Here is a 22,033-nt window from a genome sequence, read left to right as displayed (position 1 = left end):
CTCCCTTAGCAATTATGGCTCAAATTCTTGACCCAGTACCCTCAAACGCCGACAGCAGAATTCTCTGCTGCTACGTCAACGCCACCAGTCAAATTCAGATTGCTCGCATCTGCAACATTCCTAACTGGTATTTTGAACGAGTGGTATTTCCCGGACAGCGTTTAGTGTTTGAAGCGATGCGGGCCGCAGCATTGGAAATTCACACCGGGATGATGGCCAGCGCAATTTTGTCGGATAAAATTCCTTGCGATCGCTTGCAGATTAACGAAAACCCCTATTCTAACGTCAATGCTAGCAGATCCGGAGGGGAAGTTAAGGGCGATCGCACAATAATTGCTGGCCGCCCCAAATCCCGCGAAATCTCAGAACCTTTGACTGTACCGGCGCTCACAGCCGTAGATTGAGGGAAGTTGTGAGTTTTGAGTTATAAATTGTCACTTAATTGATAACTCCGCGCTCAAGATTCCAACTTCTGCAAAGCGGTTAAAACTCAACAGTTAAGAATCAAAGTTTCTGAATTGAATTTTAGATCGAAACTCAAAATCGCAAATACTGTGACGTTTTTCATATTTGCCTGATTTTGGTTCACGGGCCCGAAAGCTGTGCAAAAATATCATTAAACAGCTTCTCGATTTTCAGTTATGTCAGCAGAACCGATCGCACTTTCCCCATCTTCCCCCCCAGTATTTGAGCCGGCAGTATTCCGGCTTTCTCCCCTGATTAGAATCACGCTGTTGAGCTTGTACCTAGCCCTGACAATTCCCTTGCCGTTTTTGTCGGAAGTCACGAAAGCACCGGTTTCCCCGATCGCACTCTGGGCGGCAATTGCGATCGGCGCAGCGGGCCTCTACGGCGTGCTCAGCGAACGGGTAATTCTCAGCGAGGAAGGGATTCAAGTTACCTATCCCAACTGGTTTCCGCGCGTGTTTCGCAGGGGTTGGTCGCTTCCTTGGACTGAGGTGAAGGCTCTCAAACCTCGATCGACCGGTCAAGGAGGCTTGGTTTACTATTTTCTCAGTCATGCGGGTGAAGGTTATCTGTTACCGATGCGGGTGGCTGGATTTGGTAAATTAGTCGGTTTGGTGGAAGCGAAAACGGGTATTGATACTAGAGATGTTCGCCCTTTGTCGCAGCCTTGGATGTATCTGATTTTGCTCTTCTGTACGCTGTTGCTGCTGTTGGTGGATGCGTGGACGATTGTAACTGCGATCGGGCTTCAAGGTAATCTGTAAGGTGCGCCGAAGAATACCCTACGAATTGTATGTCCGATATAACAATTACAATAAATTGGGTTCGTAGTGAGGACTTTAGTCCTTCTTTTCCAGAGGACTTTAGTCCTCACTACGAACCCAATATTATTTATTGTGTTGAAGATAATATTAAGTTTCAAACAAGCACAAAAATGAAAAACCCGGTTTCTGAAAGAAACCGGGTTTTTGCTGGCATATTCTCTTATTTATTGAAGTTACTTAACTTCAGCCGATTTCCGAGTGTTACGCGATTCGTAGTAAACTCCAGAACCTGTATCGGAAACAAAGTGACAATCCCAGTAAGAGCGAATAAAGCTCTTCCAAATTGGATCGGTTGACTTGCGATAATAATCTCCCAACACTGGCTTGATGGCTTCAGTTGCTTCCTTCAAGTTATAGTGCGGGATGCTCAAGAAAATGTGGTGGGCTACGTGAGTACCGATGTCGTGATGGATGGAATTGATGATTCCATAATCGCGATCGATCGTAGACAATGCACCTTTGAGGAAATTCCAATCATCTCCGCGATACCACGGAATATCGGATTCTGTGTGGTGCAGGAATGTTACCAAATCCAGCCACATCACGAATACAACGTAGGGAACTAAGTAGAATTTCAGCAAAAACAGCCAACCGAATTGATAGGTTAGGACACCTAAAAAGGCTACCATTGCGACTAAGGATGCGGAACTCGTTAACACGTCCGCTTTTTCGGAAGGACGGAAAATCGGGCTACCGGGCATGAAGTGAGAACCTTGCCGATCGGGCGATCGCTGAAACAGATAAATTGGGTAGGCAAATAACAGCAGATAAAAACGTCCTAGCTTCTCGTACCAGGTCATTTCATTGTATTTGCTCTCTGACACGGGATACCAGCTTTCATCGTTATCCAAGCTGCCTGTATTCGCGTGGTGGGTTCTGTGGCTGATCCGCCAACCGTGGAAGGGTACGAGAATGGGTGCGTGGGAGAGGTGTCCGATCAGGTTGTTGAGCCATTTGCTCTTAGAAAATGAACCGTGCCCGCAGTCGTGCCCGACTACAAACAATGCCCAAAACATGGTTCCCTGCATCAACCAGAAGATTGGGTAAAATAACCAGGAATCGAGGCTGTAGGCGATCGCATATAAACCTGCGATAATTCCCAGATCCAAAAAGAAATAAGCTAGAGATTTCCAGGCTGAGGGTTCAAAACAGTGGGCTGGAATGGCGGCTTTGACATCTTGAAGAGTAAAAGGTAACTCTTTTGTACGAGAGGATGAGCCTTGATTGCTTGGCTGATTGAGAACAGTATTTGATTGCACGAAGTTTCCGATTTAAGCTGACTTGAGAAACCGCATTCCGCCTTTTAACAGTCACTTTCAGCCCGCAAGGAGCCATATTTTTTACTCTGCAAGGGTTTCTAAAGTTGTTTAGTTCGCATGAATAGCCCGCCCGCGATTCTCAAGCAATTTGGCTTGTAGAATACTTCTGTGGGAAAATTAGCGCGATCGACCCTGTTATCTAAAAAAAATTCATGTGTCCGTTTTTGGTGCGAAATGCGACTTCAATACTGAGATCGCACTTCTGGAGGCACTACCTCCAGTCCGCAGGTGGCATATAGCGCTTAGAGTAGGATTTGTGAACGAGAGTGTCGGCTTGGTCTGTGGAACGAAACCTCACAGCATCGGAGTGTTTGGTTTCGCACAAGTTCTACCCAACCGATCGCTCGCTACAGTTCACAAATTCTGCAATAATTGCTACAGCTAAGTTTAATGTAACATTTCTACACACATTCTGGCAACGAGTTACCAGAAAAATTAGAAAATCCATAAATCGCAGCAAGTAACTGCGATCGCTTTTCACTTTGGAATTTTCTAGGTGGTAGCCTTTTCTAATATGAGCTTCGCCCGTTTTACCATTGTCGGAATCTCGATCGGATAATCGCCGGTGAAACACGCCGAACAAAAACTTTTCGTGTCTTCATTAGTAGCACTCAGCATTCCTTCCCTGCTCAAGAAAGCCAAGGAATCCACCCCAATTTGAGCGCCGATTTCAGCGACGGACTTGGTAGCAGCAATTAACTGATCTTGATTGTCGGTGTCGATGCCGTAGAAACAAGGATGAGTCACTGGCGGCGAGGAAATTCTCATGTGTACTGCGGTGGCACCCGCATCCCGTAAAGCTTTGACAATTTTACGGCTGGTAGTCCCACGCACGATCGAATCGTCGATAATAATTACCCGCTTTCCTTCCAACACATCTCTGAGAGGGTTGAGTTTCATGCGAATTCCTGACTCCCGCATTGTCTGAGTCGGTTGAATAAAAGTGCGTCCGACGTAGCGATTTTTAATCAATCCTTCGGCGTAAGGAATGCCGGAAGCTTGAGAAAAGCCGATCGCCGCTGGGATGCCAGAATCGGGAACCCCGATGACTATATCAGCATCAGTCGGAGATTCTGCTGCCAACAAACGCCCTAGCCGCAGGCGATAGGTATATAAATTTTCACCTTCCATAATGCTATCCGGTCGAGCAAAATAGATCATTTCAAAGATACAAAGTTTGCGCTTCTGCTGCTGACTCCAGTGGAAGGAAGCCATACCTTCCTCTGTAATCCAGACTAATTCCCCCGGTTCTACGTCCCGCAAAAATTCTGCACCGATAATATCCAATCCGCAAGTTTCCGATGCTAAAACGTAGCGTACCGGAGTTGTGGGGAGGGTGCCAATGACCAGCGGGCGGACACCGTAGGGGTCGCGGACTCCCATCACACCTTTCGGGGTGGCGATCGTCAAACTAAAGGCTCCTTGGCACATAGCAAAGGCACTGATCGCTGCTTCCAGCCAGTCTTTACCCTGGTCTACCTCCCAACCGATCGCCACTGCGATCGCCTCTGAATCCGTCGTGCTGACAAACTCGCAGTTGCGAGACAGCAACTCGTCCCGCAATTCTTTAGTATTGACAAGATTTCCGTTATGTGCTAGGGCGAGACTTCCCAAACGGGTTTTGACAACCACAGGTTGAGCGTTGATCACCCGCGACGAGCCGGTAGTAGAGTAGCGAGTGTGCCCTACGGCTAAGTTACCGGGCAAGTGACCTAAACTCGATTCGTTGAAGACTTGGGAAACCAATCCCATATCTTTATGCAGGTGGACTGTTTCACCCTCAAAGGTAGCAATTCCTGCTGATTCCTGACCCCGATGCTGCAAGGCATACAAACCGAAGTAGGTCAACTTGGCGACATCTTCACCCGGCGCGTAGATACCGAAAACGCCGCAAGCTTCCTCTGGCTTGTCAGGTTTGCTAGAATGCTCGTCAGCCGCGAAGGAATGGTTGGGAATCATAGATGAGTTGGCTCGTAATGGGGACGGTATGTTGGCGGGACAAGTTCACCGGTGCGTTCTGTTCGGGAAGATGTCGCATAACTTAACACTTTCTTAATGTTGCCACGGATGTGTCGTTAATTCCAAATTGTGTAGCATTCAGACAGAAGCTATGCGGCGTTCAATGGCATTGTAGTATCGATCGCCCATATCTGCGATATTAACCTCAATTAACGGCTCCTTATCGGTAGTAAAAACCCGCAAAGATGATTCGGTACTACCAACTAAGCCGATTTTCTGCCACTTGGCGGCTAAATTCTCCTGCAAGTAAGATGTCCAAGCAGCCTCGTTGGCTGGACTCACCGACACTAAAATGCAGTTACCCATTTCGCCAAACAATAATTCATCCCAACGCTGAGACTGTGACGAGTTGGGGTACAGATGGATTTCTGCGCCCAGTTTAGCAGAAATACAGCATTCCGCTAGGGCGATCGCGATTCCTCCCTCCGCACAATCGTGGGCAGAGCGTACCCAGCCGCTGCGAATGCCGTCGCGACAAGCTTTTTGCACTTGCCTTTCTAAATCAAAATCGATAATTGGAGGCTTACCCGCGATCGTACCGTGAACTGCGGCCAAATATTCCGAACCGCCCAAAGTCGGGGAAGTTTTCACGTCTGAGTTTTCAGATGATTCGCCAATTCCCAGGAGATAAATTAAATCTCCCTCTTTTTGCCAAGCTTGGCCGCAAATCTTCGTCAAATCAGGAATCAAACCCACCATTCCGATTACCGGAGTCGGATAAATTGGTTGAGGATTCCCCTCAGCATCAACCGTTTCATTGTAAAGAGAAACATTACCACCTGTTACCGGAGTTCCCAACTCCCGACAAGCATCAGCAATTCCCCGACAAGCTGACGCTAACTGCCAATATCCCACAGGCTTTTCAGGACTACCAAAATTGAGATTATCGGTAACAGCCAAAGGTTCAGCACCAACACAGCTCAAATTTCTCGCCGCTTCCGCAACTACCGCTTTTGCACCTTCATAGGGGTCAAGATAAACATAGCGAGAATTGCAGTCAACCGTTGCAGCAACTGCCGGAATAACCTTGTTCTGTGCGCCATTGTTCGGGGAAGCTTCTACCGGCCGCAATCTGACCACAGCAGCATCCGCACCTCCAGGTAAAAGCACAGTATTGTTTTGAACTTGATGGTCGTATTGGCGATAAACCCAGCGTTTAGAAGCGATGGTGGGAGTATCCAAAAGCGTCAGCAAAATCTGATTCCAAGTTTGGAAATTACCCTGAACTTCGATACCAAGTGCGGTGCATTCCGGCAACTTATCCGCCGTCCATTCCCATGCTTTTCTAGCATATTCTGGCGGTTCTGTCAACAATTCTCGGTGATAAATTGGCGTGTTATCTGCCAAAGCAGTGGCGGTAATTTCGGCAGCGATTTCGCCTTTAAAGAGAATTCGGACGATCGGCTCTGCGATCACTGTGCCCGCGACTACCGCGTGCAATCCCCATCTGTGGAAAATATCGATTAATTCCTGTTCCCGTCCTTTCTCTGCCACAAACAACATCCGTTCTTGGGATTCCGAAAGTAGGTATTCGTAGGGAACCATACCGCTTTCTCGAACCGGAACTTTATCTAAATCGAATTCAATGCCGACACCACCTTTGGCTGCCATTTCCGATGTCGAACAAGTAATTCCGGCCGCGCCCATATCTTGGGCGGCGACGACTGCACCAGTTTTGAATGCTTCTAAACAAGCTTCAATTAAGGATTTCTCTAAAAACGGATCTCCTACTTGGACGGCGGGGCGATCATCCATTGATTTATCAGTCAATTCTGCGCTAGCAAAACTTGCTCCTCCCATGCCATCTCTGCCAGTAGTTGAACCGACGTAAAGCACGGGATTCCCGATTCCCGATGCGCCAGATTTAACGATTTCTTGAGTTTCCATTAAACCCAATGCCATGACGTTAACTAGCGGGTTTTCAGAATAAGCCGCATCGAAGTAAACTTCGCCGCCAACGGTGGGTACGCCGATACAGTTTCCGTAGTGACTGATTCCTGATACTACGCCTTTGAATAATCTCTGGGTTTTGCTATCATCTAAGTTGCCGAAACGCAGGGAATTCAAAAGTGCGATCGGGCGAGCACCCATTGTGAAGATATCGCGGAGAATGCCACCGACTCCTGTTGCTGCGCCTTGGAAGGGTTCGACTGCTGACGGGTGGTTGTGGGATTCAATTTTGAAAGCAAGTTGCAAGCCCTCTCCCAAGTCTATGACTCCGGCATTTTCTCCAGGCCCGACAAGAATGCGATCGCCCTCTGTGGGAAACTGTTTTAATAGCGGTCGCGAATTTTTGTAGCAGCAGTGTTCGCTCCACATAACGCCGAACATTCCCAATTCAGCTTTGTTGGGATGGCGGCCAAGACGCTGAACGATTTCTTCATATTCTTCGGGTTTGAGTCTTTCGGCGGCAATTTGTTCGGGAGAAAATGGGAGGTTTGGCATAGTAGTTGCGATCGTTTTGTAGATTTTACATCCCGATTAGGGATTTTTTTAATGCTTCCGTTTGATCGAGGGATGTGCGGGGAATCGAGACTGAACTAGAAGCGAGATTTGTCAAGATTTTAGATTTAAGTTGACACGCTTTGAGGTGGCTGGCTGTCGGTACGCGATCGATTATACAGGGAAATTGAGAAGTTACCAAATATCGGATCATAATTGACATATATCTTGTTTTCTGCTATCAATTTATCTGCGATCGCCATGACTCAACCTCGAAATCTCAATTTTGCCAACCAAAACTTGCGGAACCGTTCATTTAAAGGACTGGACTTATCAGGCGCGAACTTCAGCGGTTGCGACATTCGAGGCTGCAATTTCACCGGGGCGATTTTGAGGGGGGCAAATTTTCAGGGTGTCAGAACCGGACAAAGCCGCCGGCGGGTAAAAAAATTGATTGCTAGGGCTGGGGTGACTGCGGTGACTGTGACGACGGCTGGGGCCTTGATTGGACTGATTGGCGGGGCGGATGCGGGGGCTGTGGCGGTGGCTGGGACTGCTGCGACAGCCATTGCTGCGACTCGGGGTGAGGCGGGAATTGTGGCTGGGGCTGTGGCTGGGGCTGCTGCTGCGATCGGGGCTAACGGTATTGTGACATTTTTGGGCGGGGATACTCTCAGGGGAATTGGTTTATTTTTGGTTTCTGGGGTAATGTTGGGGTTAACTGCGATCGGCTTTTTTATCGCTGTTGAAGAAATCGAAAAGTTGTCGGTAACGTCGTTTAGAAAAGCTGATTTGACTGGTGCTGTATTCGATCCGGGGGCGGTTCTCGATGCAGATTTTTCCGATGCGCGAGGCTTGCCGTGGTAGCAATCAGGACACGGCAGTGCCGTTTCCCTACATTAGAATTTTTGTATCAATATTTGAGCGATATGTCAACCGCAGATGTCGGCAGATGAACGTAGATGAACGCAGATGTAATTCCAGATATTTTGCGATTTTTGCAATCTTGGCCAGTGCGATCGATTTTTTTGGGTAGGGAAACGGCATTGCCGTGTCCTCTTAGAAATGTCATTGCGAGGGACGAAGCAATCGCCAAGACTAAGATTGTAAATAAACTCGCGACCTCAGAAACCCGGTTTCTGCGGAGATTTCTCGTCACTCAAGGCAAAAATCGTAGAAACCGGGTTTCTAGCCACATCTCGGTCAGCCATGAAACTGTCCGAAGTATTGCCTGGTAAAATAGCATTGGATCGCAAAACATTGACTTTATGACTAAGTTTCCCCACGATCAGTTTGCCAAAGAATACCTTCAAGAGTTATTATCGCCTCTCGGACAAGTAGAAACGAGCAAAGATGTCACCGCTGAAGTCAGAGAAATTGATGTCTGGTTTCAACCAACTTCTTTTGAGGGCGAATACGTCCAAAGTTTGGGTTTATTGGGTAAGATGGCTGCTACTGTAGCTGTGATTGAGCCGTTTCGCAATCCGGTTAATACTGAGGGAATCTTCAGTTGTGTGGTAAAACTATTAAATAGTAGGGCTAAACTGGGGCGGCAGACTAATCGAGAAGACCAGCGTTTAGAAGAAAGACAATTGCCGAGGTTGTGGATTTTAACTCCCACTGCTTCGGAACTTTTACTGGACAGTTTTGGTTTTCGGGTTCCCCAAGAGTCAGAGGGCTGGGGGAAAGGAGTTTATTTTTTAACTGAGGTCTGGAGAGTTGGATTAATCGCCATTCACCAGCTACCGAGAGGCCCAGAGACTATGTGGTTGCGGATGTTGGGCCGCGGACGGGTACAGGAACAGGCGATCGCCGAATTGAGTGCATTGTCTGTCGATAATCCACTCCGAACTAACGCGCTACAATTATTGTACGTCTTGCAGGCAAATTTGCAAGCGAATACACCACCTATTCCCGCAGGGGATGATGAAGATCAGGAGTTAGTTATGGCGATCGCACCTCTTTTTCAACAACATTTGGAAGCTGCACAACAAAAAGGCCGGGAACAAGGCCGGGAACAAGGACAGCGGATGATTTTGGAGAGCTTCTTGCAGGTCAGATTTGGAGAATCAGACCCGCTAACTCTGGCATTCATCCCGTTGATATCGGCTTTGCCTGTTGCCGAATTTACAGTGTTGCTAGTGCAGTTATCTACTCTGCCTGCGGGACAGAATGAACACCAAAAAGTGCAAAACTTGCTGGCACAAACGGTTTTGGAAAAATCCTTCAGTCAATCGGGACAATTAGAACAACTCCCGGTGAATCTCATCTCTAATCTGCTGGCTTTATCTCCAGAAAATTTATCAGCGCTGTTGGCAGACTTGCCTCAATTGTCGATGGAAGAACTGACTGCTAGATTGGCACAATCATTGACTTAGAAAAAATCAACTGACGGGCGATCACCTGTCAATATTGGGGCGGTTTCTCACAGACACCGCCCCTAAATTTTGGAGATGTCAATAGCTGCGGTGATGCGCTACTGTAGTCAATAATAGACTGTGCTCGTTAGTCCTGGTTGTTATGAAGTTGCGATCGTTCTTTTCTTTCCTTATTGCTGGCGTCTTAGCACTCCTAGGCTTGAGTGCAGGCGGTTTTTACTGGCTGACAACTCAAACTCCCCTCAATTTGCTGGCCGGCGGGCCGACAACTACTCCGGCTGCGGCGGTGTTTGTCTCGAAACAAGCGCCTTTGTTAGCTTCAATGCTGGTAAATCCCGATCGCCTCGAAGCATTGCGACAAATCTTTGCCTCTCCCGAAGAAAGAAGCCGATCGCACGCTGAATTCGAGCAAATCAAAAAAAGCCTCCTCGCCAATACAAATCTGGATTACAGTCGAGACATCCAACCTTGGATAGGTGACGAAATTACCCTCGCCATCACAACCCCAGATTTCGACGATCGCGAACTCAGCAACGGCCAACAAACCGGGTTTTTGCTGGCGGTTTCCTCCCAAAATGCCGATCGCAGCCAACAATTTCTCGCCTCCTACTGGCAAAAACAATCTCGTCAGGAGAAAACTGTGCAGTCGGAAGTATATAAAGGTGTCAAAATATATTATAAAGAGTCACCAATAACTAACCCCAAAAAAAATTCGTTTTCGCCTTTCAACTCGCTTTCTCTGCCGAATTCAGCTTTGCCCCCCAGCTTCGCAACTGCGGCAATCGACGGCAGTTCAGCTTCAGGAAATAACCAGAGTTTTGTTTTATTTGCCAACAGTCCGAACGTGCTGCGAGATGCAATTAATAACGTTGAATCAGCCAATCTCAATCTCAATAATAGTCCTAACTATCAAAAAGCTGTGCAGCATCTAACTCAAGGCAGAATAGCGTTAGCATTTGTCAATCTCCCGCAGCCAGCAACCGACAAAAATCCCCAAATTTCCCCCAATTCCCTCGCAGTTGCTGTCGGAGTCAACCGACGCGGATTGCTGGCCCAAACTGCTTTAGTGACATCGCGAGAAAAAACAGTTTCTCCAACACTCTCCGCACCGGTGCAAGCCTTGCAGTACATTCCCTCAGTCAGTCCTTTCGCGGTCGCCAGCACCGATTTAAGGAATTTTTGGGCTGGTTTGTCATCGGCGGTGTCAGCTAACGCAGAAGCCTCAAAATTAGTCGATCGCGCGATCGCAGATATTCAGCAAAATTGGGGCGTCAATTTGCAGCAGGATATATTTAACTGGGTACAAGGAGAATACGCTTTAGCAGTGGTTCCGAGTTCGTCAAACACTCCCGACTGGATTTTTGCCGCTGAAACATCTGCTGATTCCGCTCAGGCGATCGACAAACTCGATGAAATTGCCCGCAGCAAAGAATACAGCATCGGCAGCTTTACTCTCAGAAACCAGAAAATTACCGCTTGGACGCAGTTGACAACGAGCCAGAATTATGGTAAAACAAATAATCGAAAAAGTGCGATCGAAACTGAGGCAAAAGGAGTTAGAGCCACTGTTGGTAAATACGAAATTTTCACCACCTCAGTAGAAGCAATGGACGCAGCGCTCAAAGCAGCCGAAACAGGCTCTTTGGTGGCAAATCAAGACTTTCAAACCAGCATCGAAGCGCTACCGCCAGCTAATGATGGCTATTTTTATTTAGACTGGCCCTCCAGCAGAGCAATTTGGGAAAAACAAATCCCGCTGTTGAGGTTAATTGAACTTTCGGCGAGACCACTTTTCGACCACTTGCGATCGCTCACCGTCACCAGTACGGGAGAAATCACAGGAATTAGCAAAGCCACCATATTTATGCGGCTGAATTAGCGAACGTTGCAATTCCGTTTGTTCGCAATTTATAAAGGTTCGTAGTGAGGACTTTAGTCGGTAGAGTCGATAGGGGCATTGCTACCCCTACCTCTCCTTCAGAACCGTGCATGAGACTTTCACCTCACACGGCTCCTTGATAAAACCACCCTTATTATGGGTACGATTCAAAACGGATTGTCGTCATAGTTCTTAGTTAGAGAACCATCAGATGCCGTTTTTGTGTCGTGGCAGTGTCTATGCAGAAGTTGAAGGTTTTTGTATTCATCCTTTCCACCTAATGATTTAGGTGTTATGTGGTCAACTTCTACAATGTCTGCACTCGTAAAGTACAGACCACAGTGAGAACAAATACCCTTTTGTTTCTTGATAAGTGATGACACCCTGGTAGGTGTTTCTGGGTATTTACCTCTTCGCTTACTCCAATAAATCCAGTCACCGTTATAAGGACTAGCTTCTCCCTTTACTTTGACGTGCCTAATGATAGGTGTCGTCGCATGGTTCATTAGTTCTAATCCACCTTCGGTGCTGAAACACCAATTTCGGTTGTCTACTGTTCTCCAGTATTTGTCCTTATTGATGCTACCTTTTCCCCTTCTTTTTGCCCAAGCTCTTAGTTTGTCGTAAGTCAAATAGTCGCATTTTGAGAATGTTTCTTTACTTACTACTGTAGAGTAATAGTTTGACCAACCCCTAATAATTGGATTTAGCTTGCTAATTAAAGCAGCTTGAGGGGCTGTTTTATGGGTATCTATTACCTCAGCTATCTTGGTCATGTGAGCTTTGATTTTTGGCCTTGAAGGGGTGATTATTGTTTTCAAACCTAGCGGTATTCCTTGTGAACTTTTCGCACAGCGATAGTTTCCTGTTTTGTGCTGTTGAATATGGAACCCTAGAAACTCAAACCCAACATTTCCTTTATATTCGTTAAGGCTGTGGGTGAATTTTGTCTTACTTGGTTTTAACTCTAGTCCTATGTCACTTAACCAGTCGGCTATTATCTTTTGACAGACAAGGATTACGTTAATGTCTTCGTGGATTATTACAAAGTCATCGGCGTATCGAATTAAACTTAGGGATTCGCGGTTATCTCGTTTAGTCCCTTTTAACGTTTCCGTAAATTGTTTAACCCGTTTCTCCATACCATGTAGGGCAATATTTGCAAGTAGGGGTGAAATTACCCCGCCCTGTGGTGTACCTTCATTGGTATTGGAGAACGTACTGTTTTCTAACACCCCTGCCTTAAGCCAGCTTCTTAGCTGTCTTCTTAAGGTTGGGTATGTTTTTACCTTATCCAAAAGTGCTTTATGGTCTATACGGTCAAAGCATTTGGCTAGATCAGCGTCTAGCACATATTTGGCTTTTTGTCTGATCTTATCAAATATTGCTCCAATCGCATCGTGACATGAACGCCCTGGTCTAAAACCATAACTGTTTGGCTCAAATTTAGCCTCCCATTCTGGTTCTAGCGTTAGCTTTACTAGCGCTTGCAAAGCACGGTCAGATATTGTGGGTATTCCTAATGGTCGGGTTTCGGTTGTTCCAGGTTTGGGAATATCAACCCTACGAGTGGGTTTTGCCTTGCCCGTTAACCTTAAATTCCCTACCAATTTAATACGTTGCTTTGGGGTTAAACTTTTTTGTCCATCCACACCAGCAGTATTTTTCCCTTGGTTATCTTGTGTTACCCTTCTGACTGCGATACATTTTGCAGACCAAGACCTAATCAAGGTCTTTTGGAGTTTGCGATCTGCTTTAACATCACCACGTTCACTCGCTTGATAGATTCGTTTTTGCAACTTGAACGTCAATCTTTCGGCTTTACGCCAATTGATTTGGTTCCATTCCACCGTCAGATTGTTCTGCGTTTTAGACCTATATATTGCTACTTGGACTCCATCTTTGGAATTACCGTGTATCTGTCAGCATATCCTTCATATTACTGAGGGCATTCGCTTTTGATACAATCCCTCTCTCTTGAATCATTCGTTAGCTACTTACTGGATATCGACCTTCCCAGAGATTTAAGAGAGTTACTTCGTTCCGATTACACACATTTGAATCTTTAGCGTGATGCTGTCCACCGGGTTTCTGGGTAATGCTTATAGGTCAGAGAAAAAACCGCCTATACCCTATCCTTGCCCTTTTGGCTTGGTGTTAACCAGCCTTTACCGTGTTTCTCAACGGGTTTATTCTTGGTTTAGCCGTTACACCATTCTTTCATAACGATGGTTCATGTACATCTTCGCTTTCGCTACGCATGGATTCCTGCTTGACAGTTACCGGGTTCGGCTCCTAGTAGTTCTGCTTTTTTAACCCCGCTTTAGCCTGTTGATTGCTACTCAACGAACTAGGGGTTATGCTTTCACCGCTGCATCTGCGGGGCAGGTTTTGCACCTACTTGTGTAACCAGTTATCACTAACTGCCTGAGCAGCTAGGCTAACCGTCTCATAAGCTTTTCAGCTTGTTTTGGGTTAAACGAATCGCACCTTCCTCTTGAAATTCAGAGGACTAAAGTCCTTACTACAAACCTAACTACAAACCTAGGATTACTGAGGATTGACAGGCTGTTTCACTTTCCCAAAATAAGTTTGAAACACCTCTTTGGCGATCGGGGCCGCAGCAACAGAACCAAAACCGCCATTTTCCACAACCACGGCGATCGCAATTTCCGGCTTGTCAGCAGGGCCGAAAGCCACATACAAAGAGTGATCCTGCTGTCCGATAATCTCCGAAGTCCCTGTTTTGCCCGCCGTCAGCGGAATCGAACCGTCATTGAGTCCCCGCCCCGTACCCTCGGCAACCACCGCGATCAATCCTTCCTTAATCACCTTAATTGTTGAAGGTTTCATCCCCGTATGCACCCGTTGAGTTTCCACTGTGCCCGTCATCGCAGTCAAAAGATGGGGCTTCACCCGATAGCCGCCATTGGCGATCGAACTCACCATCACCGCCGCCTCCAAAGGAGTCACCAACACCAACCCCTGACCGATCGACATCGTTACCGTATCACCAGCATACCAAGGTTCTTTATAGATTTTCTCCTTCTCGGCCGGTGTCGGCATTTGACCGTGATCGCCCCCGCTAAGCCCTAAAAGCTTCAAATCCGTATCCTTGCCAATTCCCAAGAGGTGTCCCCACTTAGCAATTTCCTCGGGCCCGGTACTTATCCCCACTTGATAAAAAAACGTATTGCTGCTGAAAGCCAAAGCCTCACGAAAGCCGATGTCGCCGTAACTGCCGCTGTGTTCGTTAAAATCAATTCCCCCCACAGTAATGTAAGACGAAGTACCAAGAATTGAGTCTGGCGAAAACTTGCCCGATTCCATCCCAGCGACGGAAGTCACAATTTTAAAAGTGCTACCGGGGGGATAGCCTTGCATTGCCCGATTCAAAAATGGATTTTCCAAGTCTTGAAGAGTTGCCCACTCATCCTTAGTAATTTTTCGCGTAAACAGATTGGGGTCAAAAGTGGGATGGCTGGCGAGAACTAATACCGCGCCAGTTTTGACATCCATCGCCACTACTGCTCCCCGGCGATTCCCCAGCGCTTTTTCGGCGGTTTTTTGCATGGACAAGTCTATGGTTAGCTGCACCGCTTCGCCCGGTTTGGGCGGTGTCTGTCCGATCAGCCGCAATTCTTGATTTTGGGCATTTACCTCGATCAGCCGATCGCCCCAAACACCCGCAATCTCCTTATTAGAACTCGCTTCTATGCCCATCTGACCGACAATCATCCCCATCGGATATTCCGGGTGAGCTTTCAAGTCTTCTCCGGTAGCTTCGCCAATATATCCGAGAACGTGAGCCGCCACAGTGCCTTCGGGATAGTAGCGGCTCGCTTCTGGCCGCACTTCCACTCCCGGCATTTGTCCCACCTGTTCTGCTAGCGGCACAAATACCTCTGGGGGCATCCCTTGCTTGAGCCGCACCGGTCTGTAGGATAGAGGATTGACCTGTTTTATTTTTTGTAAAATTTCTTTAGCGGGGATTTTCACCAGCGGACTCAATTTGTCTGCTGTCACTTTCCACTCTTCCGGCGTTTGTTCTTTCGGCCACAAATATACCGATCGAGCTAAATTGTTGGCTGCTAGCAGCTTGCCTTTGCGATCGACAATGTGCCCGCGATTCGCCGGCATTGGCACTAGGCGAACGCGATTGTTTTCGGCTCGTTCTCGATTTTGCTTGCCTTGTACCAGTTGCAATTCCACCAGCCGAGTCGCGTGCAGGCTCAGCAAACCAGTTGCCACCAGCATTAACACGATCGCCCGGTGTATCGGACGCGACTGTTTCTTAGGAGTTTCCCCCAGGGTTTTGTCAGAAGAGCGAAATCCTGAGAGCGCAGAAAGTTCTCGTTGCATCATTCTATAGGTAGATGTCAAATCCTAGATTTTAGATTTCTGATTGTCCATTGTGCAGTATATACCATGAGACCGGGGGCGATCCTCTTCGTTGATGAGCCTCCCGTAGGGGCGGGCTTTCATATAGATCGCGAAAGCTAACGCGCTCCGGGCATTGCCCTTTGGGGGAAGCGGAATGATTGATAATTGGCTTTTTACTAATAACTAATAACTCATGACTGCTGACTGCTGACTAATCCCCCAAGCACCAAGAAATAGCCAGCAAAATCAAGGTCAGGCTCAGCCAAACCGGGAAGTGGAGCCAGCCGGATAGACCCATCGGTAACAATACCAAAACCTGTGTCAATAGGGAAGCGATCGCCAATACACAGGCGAGCAGTATCAAATTAATCATCTTGACACAGTACAATTGCGGATGTGAGCCGATCGCGTGTGGCAGAACTCGGAGTGGCACGAGCCAGGGCGATCGTACAGGTATTGTCCTGATAGAAATAAGGAACAGAAGCCTGAAGGTTTTGAACTAATTTAAAAAAAATTATTCTTCCTCCAAAAATGTGATGCTTGGGGCTGCGATGGGTAAATTCTGAGTTGGGCTTTTAAGTTGTGACGGAGAATTATTGCCATGTTGTTTAATCCGCGATCCCATTTCAAAAACGGTGTACTCTTGGCTGCGATCGGCGCGATCGCCACCCTACCAGTTTTAGCAGAAACCGTAAATTTCGGCACATTAAGTTTAGCGCCCGGTTTTGGCTCTCCAACAGCAGTTATGAGAGGTTCCACAGGCGGATCGTACTCTTTATCTGCCATTGCCAACGCCGATCGCCACAAAAACAAATGTTTGGGTTTTGCTACTCCCACTCCCGACCACATCATAGTCTTGCAGCAAAACTTTTCAAAACTCACCATCCAAGTCAACAGCGGAGGCAAGGACACAACCTTACTCGTACAAGGCCCCGGTAACGCCGTGCGCTGCGGAGACGATACAGGTCAGAATAAAGATGCGGGCATTGTAGATTCAGACTGGCAAGCAGGCTCTTACAAGATTTGGGTCGGCACACTCGAACCCGGAGTCAAGTCTAACTATACAATCTCAGTACGAGAATAGAACGCAGCGGCGCTGTGGGATGGGGACGCTAAAATATCCTCAAATTCTCCCCCAATCTCCCCATCTCCCACTCCCCCAATCTCCAACTCGCCCAATCGGGCGATCGGCAGCTAACTTACCCCGTCCAGTAAAATGTAAGATCGAAAGTGGCGTGTTTAACCAAAATTGGTAACTCCGAAAGTGCTTCATACCCTTAGAGCTGACTTCAGTATAATTTTCGATCGCGACCCTGCCGCTCGCAACTGGCTGGAAGTTTTGTTTTGTTACCCAGGTCTTCAAGCCCTAGTGCTGCACCGCCTCGCACACTGGCTGTACGTGCTGGGACTTCCCTTCATCCCCCGCTTGATTTCCCACATTGCTCGCTTTTTGACCGGAATTGAAATTCACCCGGGGGCGACGATCGGCAAAAGCGTGTTCATCGACCACGGTATGGGGGTTGTAATCGGCGAAACAGCAATTATCGGCGATTTTGCCCTAATTTACCAAGGCGTCACCCTCGGCGGCACAGGCAAAGAAAGTGGCAAACGTCACCCTACCGTCGGCGAAAATGTAGTTGTCGGTGCTGGCGCCAAGGTACTCGGAAATCTGCTAATTGGCAACAACGTTCGCATCGGCGCCGGTTCCGTCGTCCTCCGCGACGTACCATCTGACTGTACGGTGGTAGGGATTCCCGGCCGCATCGTTTATCGATCGGGAGTGCGAGTCAATCCCCTAGAACACGGGAGTTTGCCGGATTCCGAAGCTGCGGTAATTCGCTCTTTAGTCGATCGCATCGAGTCCCTGGAACAGCAACTAAAAACTTTGCAGAGTCAACCTTCTGCCTCCTTAACTTCTGTTCCCAATCTCCATTCAGCATTCCCAACTTTCAATCAAACCAACAATGTAGCTGTAGCTGAAAAACCCCAATTAGCTGTTCCTACCAGTTGTCAGTTAAAAGATAAAGCAATTCAAGAATTTTTCGACGGCACCGGCATCTGAGATTTGAATTGGGCAAACAGGGCTATGGGCTATGGGCATTGGGCATTGGGCAAACAGGGCTATGGGCTATGGGCATTGGAACTGACAACAAATAACCAATAACCAATAACCAATAACTAATAACCAATAACTAATAACCAATGACTACTGACTACTGACTACTGACTAATGACTTCTTTTTCACGGATTGACCGATCGCACAAACCAATTTCCCTCCCCGTCGCGCCCGTAGAGCGATCGGTTCTGCGGTTCCCCCCGCAACTCCAACAAATCCACCGTTTCCGGTTCCAACAGCAGCAAGCAAAAATTCGGCAGCGGCTCGATCGCATCTGGGGAAGCACAATCAAAAGCACTAGCATCCGCTTTATCTGCCCCCGGATCAGGCCAAGCAAACTGCGATCGAGCCCCCTCAGAAAGCTCCTGCCAAGCTGTGCGGCGCGACAAACACAACTCTGCATCTGGATATTCTGCCACTACCAAAACAAGCTTTCCAGCAATCCGAAATTGTTCGCGAGTTTTCGGAAAATACCAGCAAATCTCCCCCCAAGGATAGAGGTTTATTTCCTCAGCCTTTTGACTGCGAATATCTGTAATAAACTTTAACTGATTGGTATTTTCCAAAAAGCCTCGAAACACCACAGTGCGGTTAGCAGGACGCCCGTCAGCACGAACCGTTGCTAATTGCAAGTAGCGGGCATAAGCAAGACTGCGGTTGCGGTGGAGGGCTCGCGCCAAGGGCGATCGCCAAAGTGCTAAAGACATAATTAATATCCTATTATATTGGTAATGGGTAAGTAGTAATAGCGCTCTCTTCAACCCTTGGCAATGCGCGTGAGAGTTTGTGTAGACGCGGTTGAAACCGCCCGGTCTTCTAATGACCAATGACTAATGACTAATGACTCTTCTTTCTACTATTGGTAATTTTATGTCAAATTCATACTCAAAACTCAAAACTATTCAAACTCCCCACAGCGGCTACCACTGGGACAACAGTTCCCGGCGCTTTTTTGAAGGCTGGTACTACCGAATAACATTACCAATTCACGGACAATCCTTTGCCTTCATGTATTCCATCGAAGACCCCAGAGGCTGTCAACCTTACAGCGGCGGTGTAGCTCAAATCCTCGGCCCCAAAGATAGCTATTTGTGCCGCACCTTCCCCGATGTAAATAAGTTTTGGGCGCACCGAGACAGCTTGGGTTTCGGACATTGGGGAAAAACAGATTTACAAATTAAACCCGAATATTTAGCTCCGCAAGTATTCGACAGCCGCGTCGAAGAAGGCTATCAAGCTACTGCTACTTTAAATCAAGGTTATCTGCACGATCCGGGAAGCGGCAATCACTGTTTTTGGGAGTACGAAATTAAGCCTGTTTACGGCTGGGGAAACTCTGATGAACTTCAGAAATCCACCGCAGGAATGCTATCTTTTCTGCCCGTATTTGAGCCTGGATGGCAAATTTTAATGGCTCACGGTTTAGCCACGGGCTGGATTGATTGGAACGGCCAACGCTATGAATTTAAAGATGCTCCCGCTTACAGCGAAAAAAACTGGGGCGGTGCTTTTCCGCACAAGTGGTTTTGGATTAATTGCAATTGTTTTGAAGGCGAAAGCGATTTAGCTTTAACTGCTGGTGGCGGCAAGCGTGGCGTGCTGTGGTGGATGGAATCGGTGGCAATGATTTGTCTGCATTACCGAGGCAAACTCTACGAATTTGTGCCTTGGAATTCGCAAGTTAGTTGGCATATTGAACCTTGGGGAAGCTGGAAAATGCAGGCTAGAAACAGTCAGTTTGAAGTTGAGTTAATTGGCACTGCAAGCTCTCCGGGTACGTATGTGCGAACTCCTACAGAAAAAGGCATGGCTTTTTGCTGCCGGGATACGACGCACGGCGAATTGCGATTGCAATTGCGAGAGTTGTTGGGGGGAAATGTTGAAAAAAATGGCAAGCCGCGTTCTAAAATTATCTTAGATGCTCACAGTTCTTTGTCGGGTTTGGAAGTTGGGGGCGGGCCTTGGGATGATGTTTGGCGATCGAGTTAAGTCAGTAGTCAGTAGTCAGTAGTCAGTAGTCATCAGTCAGTAGTCAGTTAACAGTGAAAATCATATTCCTGGGCGCAGGGGTAGTCAGAAACCGGGTTTTTTTACGAAAATCCTTGGTTGTAGCCGACAAATTAGGTAAAAAACCCGGTTTCTTTAGCATGAGTGCATCCAGGACTACATTACTTAGAACAGCAATGATAAATTTACTCGGTTTGCAATTAGGCAAATTATACCGCAGCCAGCGGTTACAACAAACTCTCAAGGTGATTTTGGGACTAATTCTATGTTTCGGCACAATCTTGATGCCGGCGACAATTGCCAATGCTGGCGATTTGTCTCGCCAACCAATTACCGAAGTTGCTGTTAGTTTGGGTAACGAAGCTGGAGAACTAAAATTTTTTCCAAATCAGCTAGAATTTGAGTCGGGGAAACGCTATAAATTAGTGCTGAAAAATCCCAGTTCGCAGAAACATTATTTTACTGCTAAAAACTTTGCCGATGCGAGTTGGACTCAAAAAGTTGAAGCTGGTAATGTGGAAATTAAAGGAGGCATTCATGAATTGGAACTTAAACCGGGCGCTGTGGCAGAATGGGTGTTCGTGCCGGTGAAATCGGGAACCTACAACCTGCGCTGTACCGTAGCTGGACATACAGAAGCGGGGATGGTTGGCAAAATTGCGTTAGCGAAGCCCTCGAAGATGATCGCCAGTATGAATAGCCGTTAAGTAGACTCTAGCGGAGCCATTGTCAGTCCAGCACGGCTCAATTGCATATGATAAAGTTCTGCTTGCTCTTGCGGCCCAACCCAGACGGTGGCCTGGCCTTCGTTGTGGATTTGGTGGGCGAGTTTCCAAGCTTGATCGCTCGTCATGCCTGGAATGTATTTCGTCAGACATTCCACAACGTGCTGAAACGTGTTGAAATCGTCGTTGAGGACTATTACCCGATAGTTGGGATAAGGTTTGCGGGTAACTTGACTCGATCGAACGGGTGCTATGGTTGGTGAAGAGGTCATCGCGCGAACAGCCACTGATACTACAAAATTCGTAAAATAGTTAGCGCCCCTACTGTAACACAATTTCAGAATTTTTTTAACCGCTACTTGGGAGTGCGATCGGCTTTGCCGTCTCTCAAGAAGGACTAAAGTCCGAACGATCGAACCTGTCTCTCAAGAAGGACTAAAGTCCTCACTACGAACCTATGGAAGTTGGTAGTGAGGACTTCAGTCCTCAGAATTCTATGCTACTAAGCCGCTGCCAAATTGGCTGCTGCGAAATCCCAGTTAGCCAAATTATCCAAGAAATTAGCAATGTAATCGGGACGGCGATTTTGGAAATCCAAATAATAAGCGTGTTCCCACACATCCAAAGTCAGCAACGGAGTTTGGCCGTGTGCTACCGGGGTGTCGGCGTTCGCAGTTTTGGTAACTTTCAAAGTGCCGTTTTCCAAAACCAGCCAAGCCCAGCCGCTGCCGAACTGAGTTGTCGCAGCAGCCTTAAATTCTTCTTTGAATTTGTCAAAGCTGCCGAAGTCCGCATTGATTTTATCAGCTAAAGCTCCTGTTGGAGCGCCGCCGCCACCTTGTTTGAGCGAATTCCAGAAGAAATTGTGGTTCCAAACTTGACCTGCATTGTTGAAAATGCCTGCTTTGGATGGGTCTTTTGCAGATGCCATCACGATTTCTTCCAGAGATTTGCTGGCTAGTTCGGTACCTTCAATCAGTTTGTTGAGATTGGTCACGTAAGCAGCGTGGTGCTTGTCGTGGTGGAAGGAAAACGTGTTTGCCGACATATGACCTGACTCTAGGGCGTCAGCGGCGAAGGGTAACGGTGCAAGTGTAAATGCCATTGTGTTCAATCCTCTCTTGGTGGCTTTTTTGGTTGACTTTCCGGCTTTTCTATGATTTGAGCCTAGAGTCCCTAGCTTAAGTTTATCAAGCTATTGTAAATAATTCTTTACATTTATCATATTTTATCTCAGTTGCAGCATTTTAGGATTTTGCATTCTGGTTTTCACCAATTTTACTAATCTCAGGTTTCACATAGCACAAACCTTTGCAAAAAGTCAACCCGCTTGCGCGATAAATAAAAGTTTATGGAAAATTGCCACCAGACGAAAGTTTGATGATGGTTATAAATAAATTAAACCTATTTTTGTCAAAAATAAACTCAATTTAACTTAAGCTGTAAGCAAATCCAACAGATTGCAGGAGCTG

At 47.2% G+C, this 22,033-nt stretch carries 18 protein-coding genes and 1 pseudogene; 9 read left to right on the top strand and 10 right to left on the bottom strand.

Annotation, left to right across the window (positions count from 1 at the left end):
• Nucleotides 1-14 precede the first annotated feature (14 nt).
• Nucleotides 15-404 (top strand): DUF1830 domain-containing protein, encoded by a 390-nt coding sequence (locus tag QUB68_RS13170; protein ID WP_332992956.1) that lies wholly within the window; start codon nt 15-17, stop codon nt 402-404.
• A gap of 237 nt (nt 405-641) precedes the next feature.
• Nucleotides 642-1,232 (top strand): hypothetical protein, encoded by a 591-nt coding sequence (locus QUB68_RS13165; protein ID WP_332992954.1) that lies wholly within the window; start codon nt 642-644, stop codon nt 1,230-1,232.
• A gap of 233 nt (nt 1,233-1,465) precedes the next feature.
• On the opposite strand, the gene QUB68_RS13160 is transcribed toward QUB68_RS13165, so the two are convergent.
• The 4 genes from QUB68_RS13160 to QUB68_RS13145 form a co-directional block, all read right to left on the bottom strand.
• The gene (locus QUB68_RS13160) at nt 1,466-2,551 is read right to left on the bottom strand and encodes a DUF3474 domain-containing protein (protein WP_332992953.1); all 1,086 of its coding nucleotides are present in this window, start codon (nt 2,549-2,551) and stop codon (nt 1,466-1,468) included.
• Between the two features lie 552 nt (nt 2,552-3,103).
• Nucleotides 3,104-4,570: an amidophosphoribosyltransferase gene (gene purF / locus QUB68_RS13155; protein ID WP_332992951.1), complete on the bottom strand. Its 1,467-nt coding sequence runs from the start codon at nt 4,568-4,570 to the stop codon at nt 3,104-3,106.
• A gap of 138 nt (nt 4,571-4,708) precedes the next feature.
• Nucleotides 4,709-7,075 carry a phosphoribosylformylglycinamidine synthase subunit PurL gene (gene purL / locus QUB68_RS13150; RefSeq protein ID WP_332992949.1) on the bottom strand — a complete coding sequence of 789 codons (2,367 nt, stop codon included), beginning with the start codon at nt 7,073-7,075 and terminating at the stop codon, nt 4,709-4,711.
• A gap of 25 nt (nt 7,076-7,100) precedes the next feature.
• Nucleotides 7,101-7,295: a hypothetical protein gene (locus QUB68_RS13145; protein ID WP_332992947.1), complete on the bottom strand. Its 195-nt coding sequence runs from the start codon at nt 7,293-7,295 to the stop codon at nt 7,101-7,103.
• Nucleotides 7,296-7,333: 38 nt separating this feature from the next.
• On the opposite strand from QUB68_RS13145, the gene QUB68_RS13140 reads away from it, so the two are divergent.
• Nucleotides 7,334-7,939, top strand: coding sequence for a pentapeptide repeat-containing protein (locus QUB68_RS13140; protein WP_332992944.1), 606 nt, complete (start codon nt 7,334-7,336; stop codon nt 7,937-7,939).
• A gap of 46 nt (nt 7,940-7,985) precedes the next feature.
• Here QUB68_RS13140 and QUB68_RS13135 read toward each other — a convergent pair whose 3' ends face one another.
• Complete coding sequence (locus QUB68_RS13135; protein WP_332992942.1) at nt 7,986-8,144, bottom strand: hypothetical protein; 159 nt, start codon at nt 8,142-8,144, stop codon at nt 7,986-7,988.
• A gap of 196 nt (nt 8,145-8,340) precedes the next feature.
• Here QUB68_RS13135 and QUB68_RS13130 point away from each other — a divergent pair, with 196 nt between their 5' ends.
• Nucleotides 8,341-9,450 carry a flagellar assembly protein H gene (locus QUB68_RS13130; protein ID WP_332992940.1) on the top strand — a complete coding sequence of 370 codons (1,110 nt, stop codon included), beginning with the start codon at nt 8,341-8,343 and terminating at the stop codon, nt 9,448-9,450.
• A 142-nt stretch (nt 9,451-9,592) separates the two neighbouring features.
• Complete coding sequence (locus QUB68_RS13125; RefSeq protein ID WP_332992938.1) at nt 9,593-11,329, top strand: DUF3352 domain-containing protein; 1,737 nt, start codon at nt 9,593-9,595, stop codon at nt 11,327-11,329.
• 87 nt (nt 11,330-11,416) lie between these two features.
• On the opposite strand, the pseudogene ltrA reads toward QUB68_RS13125, so the two are convergent.
• Together ltrA and mrdA are read right to left on the bottom strand one after the other, a co-directional pair.
• Nucleotides 11,417-13,212, bottom strand: a pseudogene (gene ltrA / locus QUB68_RS13120) (group II intron reverse transcriptase/maturase).
• A 667-nt stretch (nt 13,213-13,879) separates the two neighbouring features.
• Nucleotides 13,880-15,691: a penicillin-binding protein 2 gene (gene mrdA, locus QUB68_RS13115; protein ID WP_442923083.1), complete on the bottom strand. Its 1,812-nt coding sequence runs from the start codon at nt 15,689-15,691 to the stop codon at nt 13,880-13,882.
• 622 nt (nt 15,692-16,313) lie between these two features.
• On the opposite strand from mrdA, the gene QUB68_RS13110 reads away from it, so the two are divergent.
• Both QUB68_RS13110 and cysE read left to right on the top strand, forming a co-directional pair.
• Nucleotides 16,314-16,796, top strand: coding sequence for a hypothetical protein (locus QUB68_RS13110; protein ID WP_332992935.1), 483 nt, complete (start codon nt 16,314-16,316; stop codon nt 16,794-16,796).
• A gap of 180 nt (nt 16,797-16,976) precedes the next feature.
• Nucleotides 16,977-17,774: a serine O-acetyltransferase gene (gene cysE / locus QUB68_RS13105; RefSeq protein WP_332992933.1), complete on the top strand. Its 798-nt coding sequence runs from the start codon at nt 16,977-16,979 to the stop codon at nt 17,772-17,774.
• 180 nt (nt 17,775-17,954) lie between these two features.
• On the opposite strand, the gene QUB68_RS13100 is transcribed toward cysE, so the two are convergent.
• The gene (locus tag QUB68_RS13100) at nt 17,955-18,536 is read right to left on the bottom strand and encodes an Npun_F5749 family FMN-dependent PPOX-type flavoprotein (RefSeq protein WP_332992931.1); all 582 of its coding nucleotides are present in this window, start codon (nt 18,534-18,536) and stop codon (nt 17,955-17,957) included.
• A 163-nt stretch (nt 18,537-18,699) separates the two neighbouring features.
• Between QUB68_RS13100 and QUB68_RS13095 the strand changes: the two genes are divergently transcribed.
• Both QUB68_RS13095 and QUB68_RS13090 read left to right on the top strand, forming a co-directional pair.
• Nucleotides 18,700-19,818, top strand: a complete 1,119-nt coding sequence (locus QUB68_RS13095) for a tocopherol cyclase family protein (protein ID WP_332992928.1) — start codon at nt 18,700-18,702, stop codon at nt 19,816-19,818.
• A 194-nt stretch (nt 19,819-20,012) separates the two neighbouring features.
• A complete protein-coding gene (locus QUB68_RS13090; protein ID WP_332992926.1) occupies nt 20,013-20,543 on the top strand; it encodes a plastocyanin/azurin family copper-binding protein in 531 nt (176 codons plus the stop codon).
• On the opposite strand, the gene clpS is transcribed toward QUB68_RS13090, so the two are convergent.
• A complete protein-coding gene (gene clpS, locus QUB68_RS13085; RefSeq protein ID WP_332992924.1) occupies nt 20,540-20,833 on the bottom strand; it encodes an ATP-dependent Clp protease adapter ClpS in 294 nt (97 codons plus the stop codon). The genes QUB68_RS13090 and clpS overlap by 4 nt on opposite strands.
• Before the next feature lie 230 nt (nt 20,834-21,063).
• On the bottom strand, nt 21,064-21,666 hold the full coding sequence (locus QUB68_RS13080) for a superoxide dismutase (protein WP_332992922.1): 603 nt from the start codon (nt 21,664-21,666) through the stop codon (nt 21,064-21,066).
• Nucleotides 21,667-22,033: the final 367 nt, after the last annotated feature.

The organism is Microcoleus sp. A006_D1, from assembly GCF_036702805.1.
GTDB lineage: Bacteria > Cyanobacteriota > Cyanobacteriia > Cyanobacteriales > Microcoleaceae > Microcoleus.
Note: the sequence above shows the minus strand (reverse complement) of the source record. Positions and strands in the feature narration are given on the sequence as shown.

What these genes read in the sequence shown, in the direction of transcription:
- QUB68_RS13170 (WP_332992956.1), top strand. Translation starts at nt 15, where the DNA reads ATGGCTCAAATTCTTGACCCAGTACCCTCAAACGCCGACAGCAGAATT.
- QUB68_RS13165 (WP_332992954.1), top strand. Translation starts at nt 642, where the DNA reads ATGTCAGCAGAACCGATCGCACTTTCCCCATCTTCCCCCCCAGTATTT.
- purF (WP_332992951.1), bottom strand. Translation starts at nt 4,570, where the DNA reads ATGATTCCCAACCATTCCTTCGCGGCTGACGAGCATTCTAGCAAACCT.
- purL (WP_332992949.1), bottom strand. Translation starts at nt 7,075, where the DNA reads ATGCCAAACCTCCCATTTTCTCCCGAACAAATTGCCGCCGAAAGACTC.
- QUB68_RS13145 (WP_332992947.1), bottom strand. Translation starts at nt 7,295, where the DNA reads ATGTCAATTATGATCCGATATTTGGTAACTTCTCAATTTCCCTGTATA.
- QUB68_RS13140 (WP_332992944.1), top strand. Translation starts at nt 7,334, where the DNA reads ATGACTCAACCTCGAAATCTCAATTTTGCCAACCAAAACTTGCGGAAC.
- QUB68_RS13135 (WP_332992942.1), bottom strand. Translation starts at nt 8,144, where the DNA reads ATGACATTTCTAAGAGGACACGGCAATGCCGTTTCCCTACCCAAAAAA.
- QUB68_RS13130 (WP_332992940.1), top strand. Translation starts at nt 8,341, where the DNA reads ATGACTAAGTTTCCCCACGATCAGTTTGCCAAAGAATACCTTCAAGAG.
- QUB68_RS13125 (WP_332992938.1), top strand. Translation starts at nt 9,593, where the DNA reads ATGAAGTTGCGATCGTTCTTTTCTTTCCTTATTGCTGGCGTCTTAGCA.
- mrdA (WP_442923083.1), bottom strand. Translation starts at nt 15,691, where the DNA reads ATGCAACGAGAACTTTCTGCGCTCTCAGGATTTCGCTCTTCTGACAAA.
- QUB68_RS13110 (WP_332992935.1), top strand. Translation starts at nt 16,314, where the DNA reads ATGTTGTTTAATCCGCGATCCCATTTCAAAAACGGTGTACTCTTGGCT.
- QUB68_RS13100 (WP_332992931.1), bottom strand. Translation starts at nt 18,536, where the DNA reads ATGTCTTTAGCACTTTGGCGATCGCCCTTGGCGCGAGCCCTCCACCGC.
- QUB68_RS13095 (WP_332992928.1), top strand. Translation starts at nt 18,700, where the DNA reads ATGTCAAATTCATACTCAAAACTCAAAACTATTCAAACTCCCCACAGC.
- QUB68_RS13090 (WP_332992926.1), top strand. Translation starts at nt 20,013, where the DNA reads ATGATAAATTTACTCGGTTTGCAATTAGGCAAATTATACCGCAGCCAG.
- clpS (WP_332992924.1), bottom strand. Translation starts at nt 20,833, where the DNA reads ATGACCTCTTCACCAACCATAGCACCCGTTCGATCGAGTCAAGTTACC.
- QUB68_RS13080 (WP_332992922.1), bottom strand. Translation starts at nt 21,666, where the DNA reads ATGGCATTTACACTTGCACCGTTACCCTTCGCCGCTGACGCCCTAGAG.